The sequence below is a fragment of the Paraburkholderia sp. BR13439 genome (assembly GCF_040948805.1).
Lineage (GTDB): Bacteria > Pseudomonadota > Gammaproteobacteria > Burkholderiales > Burkholderiaceae > Paraburkholderia > Paraburkholderia youngii.
In genome coordinates this window covers 1-18532 of sequence record NZ_JBFPKN010000013.1, presented here as the reverse complement: position 1 = coordinate 18532, position 18532 = coordinate 1, and the positions used below count along the sequence as shown (strand labels likewise).

Annotated in this window: 14 protein-coding genes and 4 pseudogenes; 13 read left to right on the top strand and 5 right to left on the bottom strand. The window is 59.7% G+C overall.

Going from position 1 to position 18532, the window contains the following annotated elements; translation table 11 throughout:
• Positions 1–513: 513 nt before the first annotated feature.
• The 3 genes and pseudogenes from AB3X96_RS24230 to AB3X96_RS24220 form a co-directional block, all read left to right on the top strand.
• Positions 514–657: pseudogene (locus AB3X96_RS24230) on the top strand (IS30 family transposase); the annotation flags it as partial.
• A 1-nt stretch (position 658) separates the two neighbouring features.
• Positions 659–1045, top strand: a pseudogene (locus AB3X96_RS24225) (DDE-type integrase/transposase/recombinase); the annotation flags it as partial.
• Between the two features lie 336 nt (positions 1046–1381).
• Positions 1382–2923: a phospholipase C gene (locus AB3X96_RS24220; protein WP_368591731.1), complete on the top strand. Its 1542-nt coding sequence runs from the start codon at positions 1382–1384 to the stop codon at positions 2921–2923.
• Positions 2924–2988: 65 nt separating this feature from the next.
• On the opposite strand, the gene AB3X96_RS24215 is transcribed toward AB3X96_RS24220, so the two are convergent.
• Both AB3X96_RS24215 and AB3X96_RS24210 read right to left on the bottom strand, forming a co-directional pair.
• Complete coding sequence (locus AB3X96_RS24215; protein ID WP_368591730.1) at positions 2989–3240, bottom strand: hypothetical protein; 252 nt, start codon at positions 3238–3240, stop codon at positions 2989–2991.
• Between the two features lie 100 nt (positions 3241–3340).
• The gene (locus AB3X96_RS24210) at positions 3341–3637 is read right to left on the bottom strand and encodes a hypothetical protein (RefSeq protein WP_368591729.1); all 297 of its coding nucleotides are present in this window, start codon (positions 3635–3637) and stop codon (positions 3341–3343) included.
• A gap of 212 nt (positions 3638–3849) precedes the next feature.
• Here AB3X96_RS24210 and AB3X96_RS24205 point away from each other — a divergent pair, with 212 nt between their 5' ends.
• The 5 genes and pseudogenes from AB3X96_RS24205 (at position 3850) to AB3X96_RS24185 (ending at position 7971) form a co-directional block, all read left to right on the top strand.
• Entirely contained in the window at positions 3850–4788 is a 939-nt protein-coding gene (locus AB3X96_RS24205; RefSeq protein WP_368591728.1) for a hypothetical protein, read from the top strand.
• A 290-nt stretch (positions 4789–5078) separates the two neighbouring features.
• Positions 5079–5492 carry an adenylate/guanylate cyclase domain-containing protein gene (locus tag AB3X96_RS24200; RefSeq protein WP_368591727.1) on the top strand — a complete coding sequence of 138 codons (414 nt, stop codon included), beginning with the start codon at positions 5079–5081 and terminating at the stop codon, positions 5490–5492.
• 253 nt (positions 5493–5745) lie between these two features.
• Positions 5746–6197, top strand: a pseudogene (locus tag AB3X96_RS24195) (hypothetical protein); the annotation flags it as partial.
• 154 nt (positions 6198–6351) lie between these two features.
• Positions 6352–7452: a DnaJ domain-containing protein gene (locus AB3X96_RS24190; protein WP_368591726.1), complete on the top strand. Its 1101-nt coding sequence runs from the start codon at positions 6352–6354 to the stop codon at positions 7450–7452.
• Positions 7453–7707: 255 nt separating this feature from the next.
• On the top strand, positions 7708–7971 hold the full coding sequence (locus AB3X96_RS24185; protein WP_368591725.1) for a hypothetical protein: 264 nt from the start codon (positions 7708–7710) through the stop codon (positions 7969–7971).
• A 450-nt stretch (positions 7972–8421) separates the two neighbouring features.
• On the opposite strand, the gene ilvD is transcribed toward AB3X96_RS24185, so the two are convergent.
• Complete coding sequence (ilvD, locus tag AB3X96_RS24180; RefSeq protein WP_368591724.1) at positions 8422–10281, bottom strand: dihydroxy-acid dehydratase; 1860 nt, start codon at positions 10279–10281, stop codon at positions 8422–8424.
• 1293 nt (positions 10282–11574) lie between these two features.
• On the opposite strand from ilvD, the gene AB3X96_RS24175 reads away from it, so the two are divergent.
• Positions 11575–12909: a hypothetical protein gene (locus tag AB3X96_RS24175; RefSeq protein ID WP_368591723.1), complete on the top strand. Its 1335-nt coding sequence runs from the start codon at positions 11575–11577 to the stop codon at positions 12907–12909.
• A 395-nt stretch (positions 12910–13304) separates the two neighbouring features.
• Here AB3X96_RS24175 and AB3X96_RS24170 read toward each other — a convergent pair whose 3' ends face one another.
• The gene (locus AB3X96_RS24170) at positions 13305–14018 is read right to left on the bottom strand and encodes a substrate binding domain-containing protein (protein WP_368591867.1); all 714 of its coding nucleotides are present in this window, start codon (positions 14016–14018) and stop codon (positions 13305–13307) included.
• Between the two features lie 36 nt (positions 14019–14054).
• A pseudogene (locus tag AB3X96_RS24165) lies at positions 14055–14231 on the bottom strand (LysR family transcriptional regulator); the annotation flags it as partial.
• A gap of 92 nt (positions 14232–14323) precedes the next feature.
• Between AB3X96_RS24165 and AB3X96_RS24160 the strand changes: the two are divergent.
• The 4 genes from AB3X96_RS24160 to AB3X96_RS24145 all read left to right on the top strand — a co-directional run bounded on the left by AB3X96_RS24160 (position 14324) and on the right by AB3X96_RS24145 (position 18411).
• Positions 14324–15175: an SDR family NAD(P)-dependent oxidoreductase gene (locus AB3X96_RS24160; protein WP_368591722.1), complete on the top strand. Its 852-nt coding sequence runs from the start codon at positions 14324–14326 to the stop codon at positions 15173–15175.
• Between the two features lie 13 nt (positions 15176–15188).
• Positions 15189–15497: a putative quinol monooxygenase gene (locus AB3X96_RS24155; protein ID WP_368591721.1), complete on the top strand. Its 309-nt coding sequence runs from the start codon at positions 15189–15191 to the stop codon at positions 15495–15497.
• A gap of 689 nt (positions 15498–16186) precedes the next feature.
• Positions 16187–17284 carry a hypothetical protein gene (locus AB3X96_RS24150; protein ID WP_368591720.1) on the top strand — a complete coding sequence of 366 codons (1098 nt, stop codon included), beginning with the start codon at positions 16187–16189 and terminating at the stop codon, positions 17282–17284.
• Between the two features lie 479 nt (positions 17285–17763).
• Positions 17764–18411 (top strand): hypothetical protein, encoded by a 648-nt coding sequence (locus AB3X96_RS24145; protein ID WP_368591719.1) that lies wholly within the window; start codon positions 17764–17766, stop codon positions 18409–18411.
• Positions 18412–18532: the final 121 nt, after the last annotated feature.

Sequence of the window (18532 nt, the reverse complement as noted above, 5' to 3'; positions counted from 1 at the left end):
CGCTACACCCTGGGCAATCGGTCGGCAGTTGCTGGCATTGCACAAGATGGCGCGATCAACATGAAGGTGCAACTGGTACGAAGTACGAGAGTACAGGCGGAGAATCACAGCGCCTATTCAGCCGGCTTCGAAACCAAAACTGGATAGCACACCGGCCAAGACAAATAATGGCTATTCAAAGTGGACGCCTTTCGCTCCGCATATCAGGACTGGCCACGCACCATGATTAGCATGCCGAGGTGTTTTGTGAAAATGTGATCGTGTACAGCACCGACGATCATATGCGGCGCGCGCACCAGCGACGTGGCAGAGTTTGAGAAACGTCGAAAGACGATAGAGCATTGATCGCAGGACTGCGCGAGGTCGTCCACGACCGGGGATAAAGTAATTTTTGTGCACGCGATATTCCCACCTCCATAAACAAATCTCGTTGGTGGGCTTGATCGTCGGGAGGCGATGCATTGCTTTGATGCCGGTTCGAAAATAGGTAAGATCGAATTGTCTGCAGATTGTGTTGAGCGCACCAGTCGCCTGGTGCTACTGGCAAAGATGGAAGACGCCACCGCTGCTTCGGCCCTGGCGGGCTTCACCGCCAAGCTGAATTCGATCGCTGCCCCTCTGCGCCAGAGCCTTACCTACGACCAGGGCTTGGAACTGCGCTAAACGTTTTTTCAAGCGGGTGCTGCGTTCGAAGCCGGTGCCCCGCAAGGTCTTCACCGATCAATGGCGCAGCTATCCGGCGGCGAGAGCCGACATCCCGGAACTGCTGAACGTGAAGCATGTGTTCGTCAAGGCTGCGGCCCGTATCAACAATCGGGCGGTGAATAGCCATCCGCCCATAAGGGAGCGCGAACGGCGCATGCGAGGCTTTCGCGACCCGAAGCGTACGCAGGCCTTCCTGTCGAGCTTCGGTCCGATCCGGCAGCACTTCGCAATGAAACGACATTTGCTGCGCGCTTCTCTCTGCCGCAAACACCTCGCGGCCCGGTTTGTCGCGTGGCGCGAAATTACCAACGTCACCCAAACTCCGTCGACTGGCTTCTGAGCCGCAGTGCGTTATGGATCGTCATCGACGAAGTCAGCCAGGTTGACAGTGCCGTACCAAAGCCTCCCGACGAACCGTTCCTGCACGACACTTGTACACGCAATGGCTAGACGAGGATTGATCTGACATTTGACTGCCACCGCCCCACGCTGTGAAGACGGGGTACGCAAAAAATTGAAGCAGCTTCACCAAAATGCCATTTCACCTGACTACGCTGACCCAAGTTTCTCAAGTTGGTTCTCTTGCAGTTTCTCGATCTGACCGCCGTATCCTCCTCAACGAATCGCTTGACGGATCAATCCTGTCGAATGGCAATGAATCTGAAGGAGTACGAACGTGGAAACACCGAAACCCAAACGAATTGCCTTTGCCGCATTGTTGGTGACCGCGGTGAGCAGTGGGCTGCTGCTCTCAACACCCGCCCGTCCAGATAGTGAATCTTCCACCAGAACGCCTATCAAACACATCGTCGTGATCTTTCAGGAGAACGTCTCCTTCGATCACTACTTCGGCACCTATCCGCACGCGAAACCAAACACGGATGGCACGCGCTACTTTGGCGACCCGAAGGAAGATACGCCAAGGCCAAATACGCTATTGAGCGCGGGCTTGCTGACCAATAATCCCAACGGCCAGAATCCGTTCCGGATTGACCGCAGCGTACCCGTGACCTGCGATCAGGATCACGGCTACAGCGACGAACAGTTCGCGTTTCACGGCGGACTGATGGATCGCTTCCTCACGCACAGTTGCAATGATGCGATTCTCGGTCCGAACAGTACACTGGGCTACTACGACGGCAACACCGTCACGGCGCTGTGGAACTATGCACAGCACTACGCGATGAGTGACAACTCGTTCGGGACGAGCTTCGGTCCGTCAACGCCCGGTCTTCTCAACCTCGTGGCTGGCACGACTTACATGGGAACGATCACTAACAACATTTTGACGAGCGGCAACATTGCCAACGGCGGCACCAGCGGAGCGGTCATTGGCGATCCGGATCCGGCCGGCGACAAGTGCTCCGATCGCAAGCGCACTCAGATCACGATGTCAGGTGAGAACATCGGCGATCGGTTGAATTCTGCTGGTCTTACCTGGGGCGCGTTCATGGGAGGCTTCGACGACTGCGCGGCGACCCATAACAACGTCGCCGGTGCCAGCGTCGTCGACTACATCCCCCATCACGCGTTTTTTCAGTATTGGAAGAGTACGCAAAATCCGCAGCACCTGCCGCCGAGTTCCGATGCCGCGATTGGCAAGATGGATCAGGCCAATCATCAATACGACTTGAATCGGTTCTACACGGCGATCGCGCATCACAACCTGCCGGCGGTGAGCTTCCTCAAAGCACGAGCGTTCCAGGATGGCCACGCCGGATATTCGGATCCGCTGGACGAGCAGATGTTCATCGTCGATGTGATCAATACCGTCATGCATTCACCGGAGTGGCGTGAGACTGCAGTCATCGTCGCCTACGACGACTCGGATGGATGGTATGACCACGTGATGGGCCCCGTCGTGTTCCAGTCCAACGTGCTGGATGACCAGCTTCTCCCGCCCGGAAACTGCGGTCAGCCAAAGGCCAACGATCCTGCAAGCGGTACCCAGAACGGGCGCTGCGGCTACGGCCCCCGGCTGCCGCTGCTGGTGATATCGCCGTGGGCCAGGACCAACTACATCGACCATAAAGTGACGGACCAGTCCTCGATCATTCGTTTCGTCGAAGACAACTGGAACTTGCAGCCTATTGGCGGCGGTTCCGCCGATGCGGTCGCGGGGTCGTTGAACGGTTTCTTCGATTTTGACCATGACCCGCGTGCGGGACGTCTGTTTCTCGACGACCGCACGGGCCAGATCGCATCGTTCGATCGGTAACCGGGGCTATGTGTGCGCGGCGCATCGGTGCCCCGCACACATCTCGATGGCTCAATAATTATCGTCTAGACAGGGTCCTGACTGCGAGCCGGCACCGGATACGGTGTCTTGCCCGTGATGCCGGACCACATCACCTTGTTGTATTGAGCGGGGGCCGCCCGATCGCCCTCGTCGAAATCGAAGCCGACGGTGACTCGATCCCAGTATGCCGCATCTTGCGTCGGCTTAACGTCCGGGCCCTGTGCGAATTGCACGCTACCGTCAGTCCGGCTCAACGCCAGCGTCGTCGTCTTCAGAACGGTGGGGATTCCTTGCATGCGATTCTGTCGATGGGAGCAGCCTCGTGAGCTTGGAGTAGTCCAGGCCGTTGTACTCCCAGAGAAGGTCGGAGAATCGTTGTCGGAATGCATCGGTCCCTTAGTCGCTGGGACGAGCAATTTCGGGTACGCGCAATACATCCATGCGTTCATATGCCGTGATGTCCCAAAACCGGCGCCAAACGCCATCGTCGTGCACTTCCACCTTCATCAGTGGAAGACGCGTGTACGCAACTCCCGTTGTCAGCGCCTCAAACAGGCGAATGCCATCCGCGTAGAGGGCTGCGTATGAGTAGGGGCCGCCCGTGGCCTTCGCGATGAGGTCGCTGCCTTTGCCGTGACTTTTGACGAAAAGAACATCTCCTGCGCGCAACTTGTCAATACGTAGACGGGCCACTACTTTCTCCTTGCGACGGCTAACACCCAACCAGCGGCAGCCGAGCTGCCCGAATTCATCTCTGGCGGCGCTCGCGAAGGGATCAACCGACCTTCCATGCCACAATGTCCTCCGGACTGTCGGAATCGCCCCGCATTTGCACGCGAGAAATTCAGGGCGCCGTCACCGCATGTAGCACGAACTAGTCGGCCCGGCCTTTGGTATTCCGTCAGATGCAATCGAAGCACTTTCCCTATCGTCAATGGTTGCGGCCGACGGGTTTGAGATCGGTCCGGCTGATCACGGGACTGGTGCTGTTCACTTACGTGGGCACGCATCTCCTGAATCGCTCGCTGGGGAATATCTCGCTCGCATGGCTTGAGCGAGATCTGCTTGTGCAGAAGTTCATCTGGCAGGGATGGTTTAGAACGGCCGTTCTGTACGGCGTGCTGGTGACGCATTTCTTCCTGGGTCTGTGGGCTTTGTACGAACGGCGCTCAGTGCACTGGACTCCGGGTCAGGTGGCGCAACTTGTTCTCGGCTTGTGCATACCGCCGCTGCTAGCAAACCATGTTGTGAATACGCGGGTCGCCTTTGCCGAGTCCGGCCTGAACAAGGGTTACGCGCAGTTGCTGTACTCGTTCGGGGTCGATTCACCGTTCTTCGGCCGCGTGCAGTTGATACTGTTGGTGGTGGCCTGGCTGCATGGGTGTTATGGCATCTGGTTCTGGTTGCGACTGAAACCCTGGTTCGGGGCGTGGCGGAGCGTGCTGCTGAGTGTTGCCGTCCTGCTCCCGGTGCTCGCGCTGCTGGGCTTCTTACAGGGCGGACGCGAAGTGATCGCGCTCGCGCAGGACCCTGTGTGGCGTGCCGCGGCGATCCGGCCGGCGATCATTGGAACGGGATCGCAAAACCTTTGGCTCGCCAGGCTGCGCAACGACTTTTTGTTCTTCGATGGTGGGGCGCTGCTGCTGGTGCTCGCCGCGCTGCTGGTGCGTACGGTGCGGGAGCGCCGGGGCGGGCGACTGTGCGTTCTCTATCCGGACGGGCGCAAGATATTCGCGCCGCTCGGATTTTCGGTACTCGAGGCTAGCCGCATCGCCGGCGTTCCCCATGCCAGCAGCTGCGGTGGCCGCGCCCGATGCACGCGTTTTGGAACGGCTGGGAGTTGATCCGCGGACAGTGCGCCTGGCCTGTCAGTCGCGGCAGATCCATGATCTCTCCGTGTGGCCATTGGTGCCACCGGCAGCGCCAGCGGCCTTCCTGCAACGGAGCCAGCGGGACGTCATGCCGCAAGAGCGATTCGCGGCGTTCATGTTCGTGGATATGCGCAATTCGACAAGGCTTGCGGCGGCACAATTGCCGTTCGACAGCATATTCGTGGTCGGTCGCTTCCTGAGTGCGGTCAGCTCCGCGGTAGTCCAGGGGGGCGGCCTGCCAAACCAGTTCCTGGGGGGACGCAGTGCTCGCGATATTTGGCTTAAGCTGCGAGCCGTCCACTGCCTGTCGTCAGGCGCTCGGCGCGGTGCCGTTGGTGGCTGCCAATATTGAAGAAATCAACGCTGCGCTCGAGCAGCAACTGCAAACGAAAATCCGGTTTGGCATTGGATTGCATTGCGGCCGGGCGGTGATGGGTGAGATTGGTTTTCGTGAGCATGTCACCTTCACTGCAATTGGTGACTCATTGAACGTGGCCTCGCGACTTGAGCAGTTGACAAAGGAGGTCGGTTGCGAGGCGATTGTCTCAGAACAGGTCTTCGAGCATGCCCGCGTTTCAGCCGCAGGCCTGCCACAAATTGCGGCGCGCCTACGAGGCCGAGATGACGTGGTGCCTGTCCGTGTGGTATCCAAGGCGGCACAGATGCCTCGGCACTGACAACGCCCTCCGCGCCAGTTCGAGTGACTCATAGTGGCCGAGGACTGGACGCTCGTAGTTGCTACCTGAATGTCCGAAACGGGTGTGCACCGTGAAAAGGTGGCGCTTTCCAGCGGGTGCAAGCCCCGCCCGGCAACCGCTCCCGATCGCACGCCGTTTCCACAATCGCATGGCGGGTAGATTCTGCCTCGGCGGCGACGGGTGTTGACTAATTTACTTCGTTTTCGGTGACAACTTTCCTTCGCTCTACGCCTTCGCGGACCACGATGCTTTGCTCGATCCGCCCACCGAGGACGTATCGGGCCGCGTGCGACTGTGTTTTGGTGTGACGGGGCGCGCAGCGGGGGGGCCTCGCGCCCGCTGGTGGGGATCCGAAGCAGCCGTACATTGCCCGCGCACTCACGTGGCTTTGCGCGCAGCAAAACGCCGATGGCGGCTGGGGCGAAACAAGCGACAGCCATATCGCCCCACGCCTGACTGGCACTAACGGAGGCGAGATCGCGTCAAACTTCACAGCTTGGCCGTTGCTCGCGCAGATGGCATTTTGGGGAATCCGAGTCTGGATCGGTCCGCCGAGGCATTGCTTATCTGCTTTCGGTACAGGGAAATGATGAATTATGGTGGCATCGCTCGCATAACGCGCCAGGAGCACAGCAGCCCGCCTTACCACAACGAAACCAACTCGGCGCACTGAACATCCCTTGAACCAGAGCAGCGCGAAGCGAGATACATCCATGCGAAGCGAACGGCGGGTTTGAACATCTGGTCATGCGAAAAACGGTTGGTTACATCAGCATGGCCGATGTGTCTGCTACGCTGCGAGCAATTGCATTAGTCGCGAACTTTGAGGTATCGAACCATGTATCGTCTACCCCCATCCAGCAAAACATCCACCGTCAGCAGATCTCCGAGCGCCGAGTCCGATGCGCAGAACTCGCCGTATCCTGGCCAGCAAAAAACTACGGCGACGACAATATCGAGCGCGCGCAAGGGCGGCCCATTTTCGGAACTTCCAGTTTTTGAAAAGCGTATCGCGACTGGGTTCTCCCCCCGCAACACGACAATCGAAAAATTTCAAACGGCTCAACGTACGAAAGCGCAGGTATTTTGCGTAGTAGAAGACGAACTGCTGAATACCGGGTTCCACGAAGACATACGCGCGGACAATGAGTCTCCTACGGAATGGCTTGAAACATACTGCGACGTGACCTTCGGGGTGAATATCCTCCCAGACACTATAGATCTCGAGGCCGCTTATTCTGCGACATCAGACGCACAGCAATCTCCAGCATTTCCAGGGACGTCGGAAGAATCTCCTTCAATTCCTTCAAAACGGATTGGCCGGCAATTCATGCGCATTGGGGAGGGCTCCTCTGGCGAGCTGCTCTCGAGCGAGGGTAATACCAATGCAGCCAGTAAGACCGCTTCGCCGAACTCCCGCGAGCCAAAGCGTGTTCCGCCGAGGCAAACTCCGCAATCCAGCATTCCTCAGAGAACGCGAGTCGACAACGCGGACGACGAAGTCGGTGCGGCTTTGCAGGAAACGCAACGTGATACGCGGCCGCAGACTTACTTCTGGTATCACCGCAATTCCGTCAATTTTCACGTAAAGGGAGAAGAGCGGCCCAGTCTAGAGAAGACGCCCCGTACGCAACAGGGTCTGACGGTGCCGGGCGTAAGCAACAACGAGGGGACGAGCATGCTTGCGCCGGGCAAGATGCCGGGCAGTGACGTCCCCTACCTGAAGCCCGGCCAGCCGTGGCATAAGATACTGGGAGTGCCTGAGAACGCAAGCAGCCAGGAGATCATGGGTGCTTACCGGGCAAAGGTCCCGCTTTACCATCCGGATTCGCATCGAGCGCAGGAAGAATTCGGGAAGCGGATGGCCAAAATACAGGTCCAGATATTGAATGACGCCCGCGACAATGCCCTGAAGGACGCGCAGGCGAGAGGTGTCTGACGGCGGTTGCGGTGCGATCAAACAGGGATGGCAAACTGGGCGTGGCGCATTCCACGATTACACGAGTGACCGATGTAACGAGATCCAGACAGTCGATAGTGATCGTCGCGACTTCGGCAAATTGATGGAGGCGACATGTTGATACTGGATTTATGTCGCCGCTTTTATCCCGTGCCAGGGCAGGGCGAAGTGCTTACGGATGGGACTAACTGTCGGATACATCTATATCGACCTCGATAATTTGCAAGCCAAGGGATGGATATTGGTATCTATTGCCGCCGACGCCAATATGAACCAGTCGCCGATGCGCCGATAATCCAGTCTGCGAGCTCGCAGATGCCGCCTGTTCCAGACGTCGACATCGGGCCGATTCACTTGAATCCCGGTATCCAGATCAAAACATCAGCGCTTGGACGAGCTGACGTCGTTTTGCCGGACACCGCTCACCGACTGTTGCAGCACCTGAAGGTGATCGAGGAGCGCATCGACTTAATCGCGGCCTTGAGTAGTCGTACATGAAGCACTCGACGCTCTGTAAAGAGATCACCGATCGAGCTCTACTTCCTGACCGATCGCCCGACTCTTCGTGCATAGTCGTACCACCCAGTTTTGCGAAGCTTGTCGATACGATGACAAAATAGGTTGAACCAGCACCCTGAATCCTGTTTATCGTGCCGGCTGCCACTGGCGGCAAGCCGCGATTGTGCTGAGGACCGGGTGCGTGGATCTCATCGAGGCAGCGGGCGTGCTTCGGCGATCGCCCATGCCGGATACATGCACGAAAATGACGATTACCCCACTTACACTTACCACGTGCCGCTTTGAAACGCCTTCATGCATTCGACAGCGAAAAGGCCTGGCAGGACTGGGACGGCGCGGACCGCTTCGGAGCGATCCGATAAGGATGCCTTATCGCATCCGGACGGCACACGCCATGTCCATCAGTTTGACCAAAGCACTTTCATGGCATCAGTCGTCCAGCAGCGAATGATCGCGCACTGCGCCCTTGTCCGCCGACATTACCAGCTTCGCATAGGCCTTCAGCGCCGCCGACACCTTGCGCGGACGCGGCTTTGCCGGCTTCCATCCCTTGGCGTTCTGATCTTCGCGGCGGCGCGCCAGTTCCTCGTCCGACACCAGCACGTTGATCGTGCGGTTGGGAATATCGATGCGGATCTTGTCGCCGTCATGCACGAGGCCAATTGCGCCGCCTGCCGCGGCTTCGGGCGAGCAGTGGCCGATCGAGAGACCCGAGGTGCCGCCCGAGAAGCGGCCGTCGGTCAGCAGCGCGCACACCTTGCCGAGGCCCTTCGACTTGATATAGCTCGTCGGGTAGAGCATTTCCTGCATGCCGGGGCCGCCCTTGGGGCCTTCGTAGCGCACGATCACCACATCGCCGGCCTTGACCTTGTCGGCGAGGATGTTTTCCACCGCCTCGTCCTGCGACTCGGTCACGTGTGCTGTGCCCTCGAACACGAGGATGCTGTCGTCCACACCGGCCGTCTTCACCACGCAGCCGTCGAGCGCGATGTTGCCCGTCAGCACGGCAAGGCCGCCTTCCTTCGAGAACGCGTGCTCAGACGAGCGGATGCAGCCTGCGGCGCGATCCGTATCGAGGCCCGGCCAGCGCGTGCTCTGGCTGAACGCCACCTGGCTGGGAATGCCGGCGGGGCCGGCCATGTAGAACGTCTTCACGGCGTCGTCGACATTGCGGACGATATCCCACTGCTCCAACGCATCCTTGAGCGTCGGCGCATGCACGGTGGGCACGTCGGTGTGCAGCTTGCCGGCGCGCTCCAGCTCGCCGAGGATCGCCATGATGCCGCCCGCGCGGTGCACGTCTTCGATGTGGTACTTGTTCGTGTTGGGCGCAACCTTGCACAGTTGCGGCACGACGCGCGAAAGGCGGTCGATGTCACCCATGGTGAAGTCGATGCCGGCTTCCTGCGCGATCGCCAGCAGATGCAGGATGGTGTTGGTCGAGCCGCCCATGGCGATGTCGAGCGTCATGGCGTTTTCGAACGCCTCGAAGCCCACAGAGCGCGGCAGCACGCGCTCGTCTTCCTGTTCATAGTACTGGCGGGCCAGCTCCACGATAAGGTGGCCAGCGCGCTTGAAGAGCTGCTCGCGGTCGGCGTGCGTGGCCACGACGGTGCCGTTGCCGGGCAGAGAAAGGCCCAGCGCCTCGGTCAGGCAGTTCATCGAATTGGCTGTGAACATGCCCGAGCACGAGCCGCAGGTCGGGCAGGCGGAGCGCTCCACCTCGGCCACTTCGGCGTCGGAGTACTTGCTGTCGGCGGCCATCACCATGGCGTCGATCAGGTCGAGTTTCTTGATCTCGATAGCCTTCGTGACAGGGTTCGCGAGGCGCGTCTTGCCCGCTTCCATCGGGCCGCCGGAAACGAAGATCACCGGAATGTTCAAGCGCATGGCGGCCATGAGCATGCCCGGGGTGATCTTGTCGCAGTTCGAGATGCACACCATGGCGTCGGCGCAGTGCGCATTGACCATGTATTCGACAGAATCCGCGATGATGTCGCGGCTCGGCAGCGAATAGAGCATGCCGTCGTGACCCATGGCGATGCCGTCGTCAACGGCGATCGTGTTGAATTCCTTGGCCACGCCACCCGCGGCTTCGATTTCGCGCGCAACGAGTTGACCGAGGTCCTTCAGGTGCACGTGGCCGGGCACGAACTGGGTGAACGAGTTGACGACAGCGATGATGGGCTTGGCAAAGTCTTCGTCTTTCATGCCGGTGGCGCGCCAGAGGGAGCGCGCACCTGCCATGTTGCGGCCGGCGGTGGAGGTTTTGGAACGGTATGCGGGCATTGTGGTCGATGAAGAAAAATCGCAGAAAGGAAGCGGGCCACGGGAATAAAGGCCCCACGCACGCCCTCGCGAACAACCTCTTGACCCGTGCCTCGTGCAAGACTTGGATTAACCAACACCTGTTTGCAGGCGTCGGCTTCGCAGCGCAAGGCTTTCGTGCAACGAGACGAATCGTCGGCGAATCACACCGGCCGGGAGCGCCGAACTTTCGGCACGGCGCGAGCCCACGAATGTGATCATCGACTGGTTTGCGGGGCTTCGAGTAAGTCCAGAGGGTGGTCGATTGAAGGTGCAGATGTTACATGAAGTGCCGGACGTGGCAAGACGTCCGGTGCGATGCGATGGTTTGATGAGCGAAGCGAAGGGATGCGGGCCGCCAGCGCCACTATCGCCACCGAGAAGTTGGATGAGCCGGGCACGTGTACGGCTGAGCGGGAAGCGGGGGACCCAAAGGTACGATCGAGTGACATGGATGAGAACATCGTTGACGCGTGGCCATCTTCCGCCCGCGGGCGGTAGCTTTCGACTGGTTACTCGCTGTGTCCTCGACCCACTCGAACGGTCCGATCAACGGCGAGCATTCTTCCCGATTTGCGATTGCGGTATGTCTGGCGATGCGCAGTTGCAGCGTGTAGCGCGAAGCAAGGCTGGCCGGCTGTCGAACACGCCCATCCTTTCGAAGTGCCATACTCGGGCGCTTCGGTATTTGCGTCACAACTACGGATGCGTGAGTGCTCATGCATCTAATGTCCGGGAGAATGCGTGCTTCGACCTTTTATAGGCCGTCAGCGAAGTGGCATGTCATCGGCCGAGAGCCGCTGCTTGCCCACGAGTCACTGCCAACGAGTCAATCATGTTTTCATCCAAAGCATTCACAGGTGCATTTCCGGCAGTTCCATGTTCGTCGACGCGGGTAACTGAGTCCACCATCTCCTCCGTGCCAGGCGGCGAGACGTCGTTGCCCGTGGCGGCACGACCTGAGCCGGCGTCTCCCGACCTGACCGGACTAAAGCCAATGCCGCCTGCTCTGCGTCAGACAACGCCTGATTCACGCGTTGGTGACGCGCAGCCCCAGCACGCTTCGCTCCCGGAAAGGCTTTCGACTCGGCGGCCTTCGGTAGCCGACTCGCATTCGATTCCTGCCTCGAGCCTCAATGTCGAATTCCCCTGCGATGCGACGCAGGTAGCCGGGCAACAGGCAAGCGCAAACTCACTCGACTCGTACGAGGATTTTTCGTACGCTCGGGACCCCAAGTTCGCCGAGGCATATGAACACTCACGGATCAACTCGCTGTGGTCCACACAGTCAGCGTCCGCAATCGCGCCGGTGAGATCGAGACAAAGCGAAAAGTCGACCCGAACATCACGACTGCGATACTCCTGCAGATCCTGGAGCGGGGGCGGGGCGCGTTCGGCGAGAGCGCCAAGATAGAGACAAACGACGCGGGCTCGCAGCATCCGTGCGAATACTTGAGTTCGCTCTTGCTGCGAGGCGATGGCCATCCGGCCGATGCAGACTTGAGGGCGAAGCTCGCTGCGGTTGCCATTTTGCAGCGTGCCGGTAAGAAGAACTTTGATTTGAAAGGCTTGGGGAAGGCCATTGTCGTTACCGGCAGTATCAGCACCGGTATGGAGTTCGCAGGGCAGCGCATCAAGGCGATGATCGAGTCGCTGAATTTGTCGCCGCAAGTTGCCGCCGCGCTCAAAGCCTTGACCGACTCTGCCTCGCCGTTCGTTCCCGAGGTGCTCGACACGGTGAACTACCTGGATTCGAAGGACGACATCAGCGGCGAGGAGAAACAGCCGTTGTCGAAGCGGTTTGGACAAGCGCTCAGTTCGGGTATCTCTGCATCTCTGGCGGCGTTTCCCAGCAATTTGAGAAGTTACATGTCGACCGGCATCGGCGGCCTGGATGTCGTGCTCGACGTAGTGACGTCGGTATTTGCCATCCTGTTCAGTTCAACCGGGCTTGCGCTGGAAGTGAACGAGAAGCGGGCGGCTCTGCGGGAAGAATTGCTGCGGATGATCGACGCCAAGGTAATGGCGGGGCCGCCGGAGGGCGTCAGTCTGGAGCACTATGTCGCCGGCATGGTCGAGACCTCGACGCGCTTTTCCGTAGGTTTGAGCCTGTGCCTGAAGGCGCTGGCGGTTGCGGCCGGGCTAGGGGCGATTCCGGTGGCGTTGAGGCAGACCGTGGCAGCCGCTATTTTTCAGGGCGCGCTACAAATTCCCAGGAATGTCCTATACACGTCAGCCGAAGTGATTTCACTCAATTTGCTGGTGCTGGGTGCGAGGATGGCGATTCCGAATTTCATGACGTCGGACGGTCAAAAATTCGAGCTGCTCGGGCAAAAAGTGATGGAGGCGCATGTCCGAGGTGAGCCGTTGTCCAGCGAAGAGATTCAGCAGTCTCTCAAGCCTTACCTGACGATAGCGGGCGAACATATCGTCACGGCAATGACGCCCGTTCTCGACTTTCCGGATAGGGCGGCAAAAGCGATATGGGACACCATGCAGCGGGTTGTCGCCGCAGTCGGCGAGCAGGATCGCGGCTCCGGCTCGGAGCCGGATGAATCGGACGACTCGCCAATCGAGATTCGGGTTATGGGCGAGTCGGCGTTTGGTTGATCCGGCAGTTCAGGGAAGCATGCGCTGAAGATCGGGCGGCGATCCACGTGAAGCCATTCGCCAATGCGCCGCGCCCAGCATTCTGGGGGCAACCGTCCGCATGCGATGGACAAGGTTCGGTCCGGCTCCCCGAAAAAGCGGCATACGCCCTGACCTCCGAAAAAGACCCCGACCGCTTCGGGCTGTCGTCGGGCGGGTTGGATGTGCGAGCTCAATGTGTGGATCCCGCGCACCGGTCCAAGTTTCACACCGTGTGGCATCGGCGAGCGCAGGCCCGACGCGTTGCGCCAGCGATAAGGTGCGCGACGTATTGGCGTGTGGGCCAGGATCAGCTTTGGCAGTAGTGCAGAAAATTGATCATCGTGTAGACGAGCGTCTTGAGCGCGTAGTGCACTTCACTGATGCGCTCGAAGCGAAGCGTTGCGAAACTGAATCTCCAGTTTCTCTTTGACGAATTCGATCAACATCCGGATCGCCGGCGCCGTACCGCGCCGGCTCGGGTATATCGCATAGTACTTCGCCGCCTGAGATGGCCAGGCGCGCATGGCTTCGACTAGCTTGCCTTCCTTGATCGGCACCGCACAGATGTTGAGTGGAATTTGCGCGAAGCCGAGACCAGCCAGTGCGGCCTCGCGCAGGGCGACGAAGTTGTCCACGATGAAGATCGGCTCGACTCGGTGCTCGACCAGCTCGCTGTCAGGCGACATGAAGCGCCAGTCACGCAACGTGTGCGCCGTGCCATACGCAAGACAAGGCAACGCCGAGAGTGCTGCCGGAGCATCCGGATCGCCGCAACGTGCGAGCAGTTCCGGGGTGCAGACGAGGACATTCGGCGCAAGCGCGATCTCGCGTGCGACCACGTCTTCCGATTCCAGCGGCGCGCTGGCGGCGCGAAACGCAAGGTCGATCCCCTCTGCAATGAGGTCGGTGTAGCGATTCGTCAATGTCAGGTGAAATCGCACCTTTGGATATCGCGTAGCGAATTCGGCTAACAGGCCGCTCAGAATCGATTCCCCCATTAACAGCGACGCGTTGACCCGCATCACGCCCGACGGTTCCGCCAGCGCGTCGTCCACCGCCGCCTGCACGCTCTGTGCCTCGGCGACCATGTTGCGAGCGTGGCGGTACACGGTCTCACCGAGCGGCGTCAGGTCGAAGCTGTGAGTGTCCCGATTCACGAGACGGGCACCCAACCGCGCTTCGAGTGCCGTGATACGGCGCGACAGCCGCGACTTTGCAATGCCTGTTGCGCGCTCGGCCGCGCTGAAGCCGCGCGCCTCAACCACGCGTACGAGCAGGTACAGGTCGTTCAGATTGTCCATCGGCGCAGGATCGCGCGAGGCGCCCCCCTCGTCAATCCGGCGCAGCCCACGGTGTTGATCAAAACGCAACACCGCCTTCCATTTTTCGGGCTATGAAGCGGCTACTGAATCTCTATAGTGACGTCAGCCGAGTTCTTCTAACCCGTTCCTCGGCTTTCGATCAAACAGTCCTCACAGGAAGCAAGCTGATGTCAACGACATTGACCGAACGAGTCGCCATTATCACCGGCGCCACCTCAGGAATCGGCCGTGCAGCCGCCATGCTGTTCGCCAGGCACGGCATCAAAGTGATTGCAGCGGGCACCCGCGAGGATGCGGGCGCCGCGCTCATTGCCGAGATCGCGTCCGCCGGCGGCGACGCCGTCTTCATCCCGGCGGACGTGTCGGATGCCACCCAGATGCAACGGCTCGTGCAACGCGCCGAAGCGCTCTACGGCGGCGTCGACTACGCGTTCAACAACGCTGGCGTCGAAGGCGAATTTGGCCCGCTCGACGAGCTCGACGAAGCAACGTGGAACCGGGTCATGGACGTCAACCTCAAGGGCGTCTGGTTGAGCATGAAGTACGAATTGCCGGCGCTCAGACGGCGTGGCGGCGGCGCGATCGTCAATACGTCAACGAACCTCGTCTCGCTGGGCCTCCCGTCGACAGGTATCTATACCGCCAGCAAGGCAGCGGTCGATGCGCTGACACGTGTCGCGGCGATGGAGGCCGGTTCCCAGGGCGTTCGCGTCAATGCGGTGAACCCGGGCAACGTCGCCACGCCGATGACCGAGCGCCTGTTCGACGAGGCGACCGTCGCCGGCATCCGCGCATCCAATCCGCTGCGCAAGATTGCCACCGTCGACGATGTCGCACAGGCTGCGCTATGGCTGCTGTCGCCGGCCTCGGGCCACATCACGGGCCAGACGCTGAACATCGACGGCGGCTTGACGCTGATCTGAAAGGAGGCCGCCTGTGATTGCCGTGCTTGTCACCTTCCGCATCAAGCCCGAGAGTGTCGATGCGTTCAAAGAGGCATTGCTGGAGGTCGCCGTGGCCGTCGTCGCGGAGCCGGAATGCCTGACGCTCGATTACGCGCAAGACGCGGCGGACCCAACGCGTTTCATGCTTTATGAAGTCTGGCCGAGCCGCGAGTATTTCGAGAAGACGCAACTGCCGAAGCCCTACTACCGGCCGTATCTCGAAGCCACCCAGCCGATGTGGGCGGAGCCTCGCCGCTTCGCGTACTTCGACCTGTTTTCGACGTATCCGACGAGAACATGATGAGTGAGGCAAGCTCTCAAGGCCGGAGTTCGGATGAATTCAGTCGGCACGACCATCGGTGTTATTGAATACATCGAGTCGGCTTTGCTTGTGTACGTGCGGTGAGCGTTTTTCTTCGGCTCAGGAGCGGCCATTCGGGGATTTGGTTCGAACGCCCCGATCAGGCCGCGTCTCGCCCATGCAGCCGGCAGAAGCCGGTCGTGTAAAAGCGTACAGGCCGCCGACGATGGCGCATGTCTCCGTAAGAAGCCACGCTTGGCGGCATCGCTTGTAAGCGGAAGCGATTGTACTGGCACCGCTGGAACTTCAGCCCGATGGGGCTCGCAGACTAGGTCGGCCCGTTCGGAATACCCGCAATCTGTTGACTGCCAACCCGGTATCTACGTGCTCTTGGACTTCCCTCGGACAGTCCAGTCGGTTAACCGTCCGAGCCACCGTGTACGGAACCGTACGCACGGTGGCGCGGAAGGGGCCGTGCCCGTGAGATCTGCCTTCATCTCGATTCCGCGCTCGTGGCGGTGTCGCATGTCAGGCGTGTCGTCGAAATTGGCGTTGGAACGTACGTAGCTCGGCGCGAAGTTTCGCATGGCAGCGCGCATCTTTCTCATGCGCTTGCCGGTTAGCCATGCGTCAATCGGTTGCGAAGGTTCTACACTCCCTACGTCAAAACCGGCGAGTCGAGTCATAGCATGAATCTTCGAAACATCTCCAAATGGTTGCCGCGTATCTCTAGCAGGGAGAGCGCGAGAGCACATGCGCGAAAAGGCGCTGCGAACAGCAGCTCGTTTGACCTGCTGAGCCATCATCCAGGACCGCTTGCCGGACTCGACCGTTGGTCGCCGAAAACGAGTAAGACGCGCCCGAAGCAAGTTCAAACCCTACCTGTCTATTTTCACAGGCCGCACGCCCAGCCTGGAGAGCAGTCGCGGAAGGTTCCGATCGGCGACAGCGCGAAAGATGCCGTGGTGAAGGAATCGACTGTGCCGAGAATCCTCTATCCGATTGCCAGGACCAAGGGGGCGCTTAAGCCGCAAGACCTGATGACGGACGTTCAGCTGGAGTGCTACAAATGGATGACGCTCGGATTGGAGTTGTCGGCAGAGCAACGCGCCGAGCTGGAAGCGGAGGAGCAAAGGGTTCTCGCTATGGCAGGCAAGGCCAGCAGGGATCTCCACGAGGGCATATCCACGCAGGCGCTCGTTCAAAGGTTGCACGCGCTTCCTTCGCTCGAGCCCGAAGCCGAGACGGCATCGCTCGGGCCCGCCTCGCCGTGCGCCGATGACCGCCAATTCGATTTGGCGGAGCTCACGGCGTTTACGATGGCGGCGCAAGAACGAGGTAACGCGCAGATCGCCGCCGTCTTGCATGACCTCGGAATGGTGGCTGTCAAGAACAACGGAACGGCACGCGGCGAAAGCAATAATTGCTTTTTCATTGCGCTAGCGCAGCATGCACTGCGGAATTACAGCGTATCCGGAGACGCCAATGTGCCGGACCAAGTGGCCATTTTGGCCGGCGCCACGAGAAAGCATTTAATGCAGGCGAACCTGATCGGACCGAACGAGATGATCCCTTCAGGCGGGCCTGCCGCGGATTCCGCTGTGGCATTCATCAACGGGCTGGAGGTCGTGCAGCCAAAGCTCCATATTCACGTCGTATCGAGGCAAGTCGACCACACCGGCGACGACCAGTTCGGGGTGACGGGGGAAGGCTCGCGACGGATCGTCATCTGGGACCGAGGCGGCCATTTCGAAGCGGTGGTGTCAGAGAATCTGCTGACCGTGTGAGCTATGTCATCGAAGTTGGCAGGGCAGCGCCGAGGCGTTGGCCGGGACCGGGCCGGTAGTCGCCGTCATCAGCGCGCTCCAATTACTCGCTGGATCATCATGAAAAGTTTGCGCATACAATTCGCCCCGACTTCTTCAAACCCGGCGTCCACGAGCCCGAAAAAGTCGGCGACGGAGACCCGGGCGGCGTTCAATCGTCCTGTGCCCGATACAACGGGCAAGTGGACGGTCCGCTCAAGCCTTTCTGCAGGTCGAACAAAGGGCAGCGACTGCAGGAGCAATATTCGAAGGACATCTCCAATATCGTCGCATTTCTCGGAAAGGGGGATTCGAGTCCCCGGCGAACAAATTCTTCCGGGGCTAGTGGTTCGGGACCCGTACCATTCCAGCCTCTCAAAGAGAGGAGTCAAGTCGTCCCAGGCTTCTTCAAGACGTTGCAAAAGAGAATATTCACATCTGGCCCAAAGCGTGGCCATGCGTTGCGTGATGCGGTAAAGATTGCGGGTGACACCAAGAATACGGACGCGTTTCGGGCGCGACTCTACCAATATCCCGAACTCGTGAATATGAAGTCTGCCGGAGGGCGCACCGCGCGTGACCACGCTGAGGCAATCCAGCATACCGCCACCCGGCAGGCAGTGGTCCGGTCGCTTGAGGACGCTGGCGCACTGAGGTCCGATCAACTCCGCCTCAATGAGCGCCTGCTGAATGCAGCCAAGAAGCGCGATGCCGCAACGGTGCGCGAACTGTTGACGGTGGGATCGGACCCGTGTTGGGCGGGCAATGGGAAGTCTCCTCTGTCGATCGCCATTGCACACGGCCAGTTGGAACTGGTCAAGGCGATGATTAGCGATAGACCGAGCGGCAAGGCGGATATTGCAGCCGCGCGCGCGGGGTTGTCGAAGAACGAGGCTGTAGCATTCGAACATGATTTTCGCCGGCTGTGCCGAAATGGAAATCTGTCGGAAGCTAAAGAACTGCATGCACTCGGGTTGATCGATGATGTGGATGCCAGGTCGAAAAACGGGCGAACGGCGTTGCATGAAACGACTGACGCCAATGTCATCAGTTGGCTGCTGGAACGCGGCGCCGACGCTAACTTGTGCGACAAAGATGGTCAGTCGTAAGCGCCCGGTCATCCCATCTTGAGTCACGGTGAAAGTCTTGGGAGCATCGTGTTCACTTAAATAGGTGGACACGTGAACACTATTGAAGAAGCAGCGGCACCTAGCCGTCGACGACGCCGGC

Excerpts from the sequence above, each read along its gene's own strand:
- AB3X96_RS24215 (WP_368591730.1), bottom strand. The coding sequence starts at position 3,240 with ATGCAAGGAATCCCCACCGTTCTGAAGACGACGACGCTGGCGTTGAGC.
- AB3X96_RS24205 (WP_368591728.1), top strand. The coding sequence starts at position 3,850 with ATGCAATCGAAGCACTTTCCCTATCGTCAATGGTTGCGGCCGACGGGT.
- AB3X96_RS24190 (WP_368591726.1), top strand. The coding sequence starts at position 6,352 with ATGTATCGTCTACCCCCATCCAGCAAAACATCCACCGTCAGCAGATCT.
- AB3X96_RS24185 (WP_368591725.1), top strand. The coding sequence starts at position 7,708 with ATGGATATTGGTATCTATTGCCGCCGACGCCAATATGAACCAGTCGCC.
- ilvD (WP_368591724.1), bottom strand. The coding sequence starts at position 10,281 with ATGCCCGCATACCGTTCCAAAACCTCCACCGCCGGCCGCAACATGGCA.
- AB3X96_RS24170 (WP_368591867.1), bottom strand. The coding sequence starts at position 14,018 with ATGGTCGCCGAGGCACAGAGCGTGCAGGCGGCGGTGGACGACGCGCTG.
- AB3X96_RS24160 (WP_368591722.1), top strand. The coding sequence starts at position 14,324 with ATGAAGCGGCTACTGAATCTCTATAGTGACGTCAGCCGAGTTCTTCTA.
- AB3X96_RS24150 (WP_368591720.1), top strand. The coding sequence starts at position 16,187 with ATGAATCTTCGAAACATCTCCAAATGGTTGCCGCGTATCTCTAGCAGG.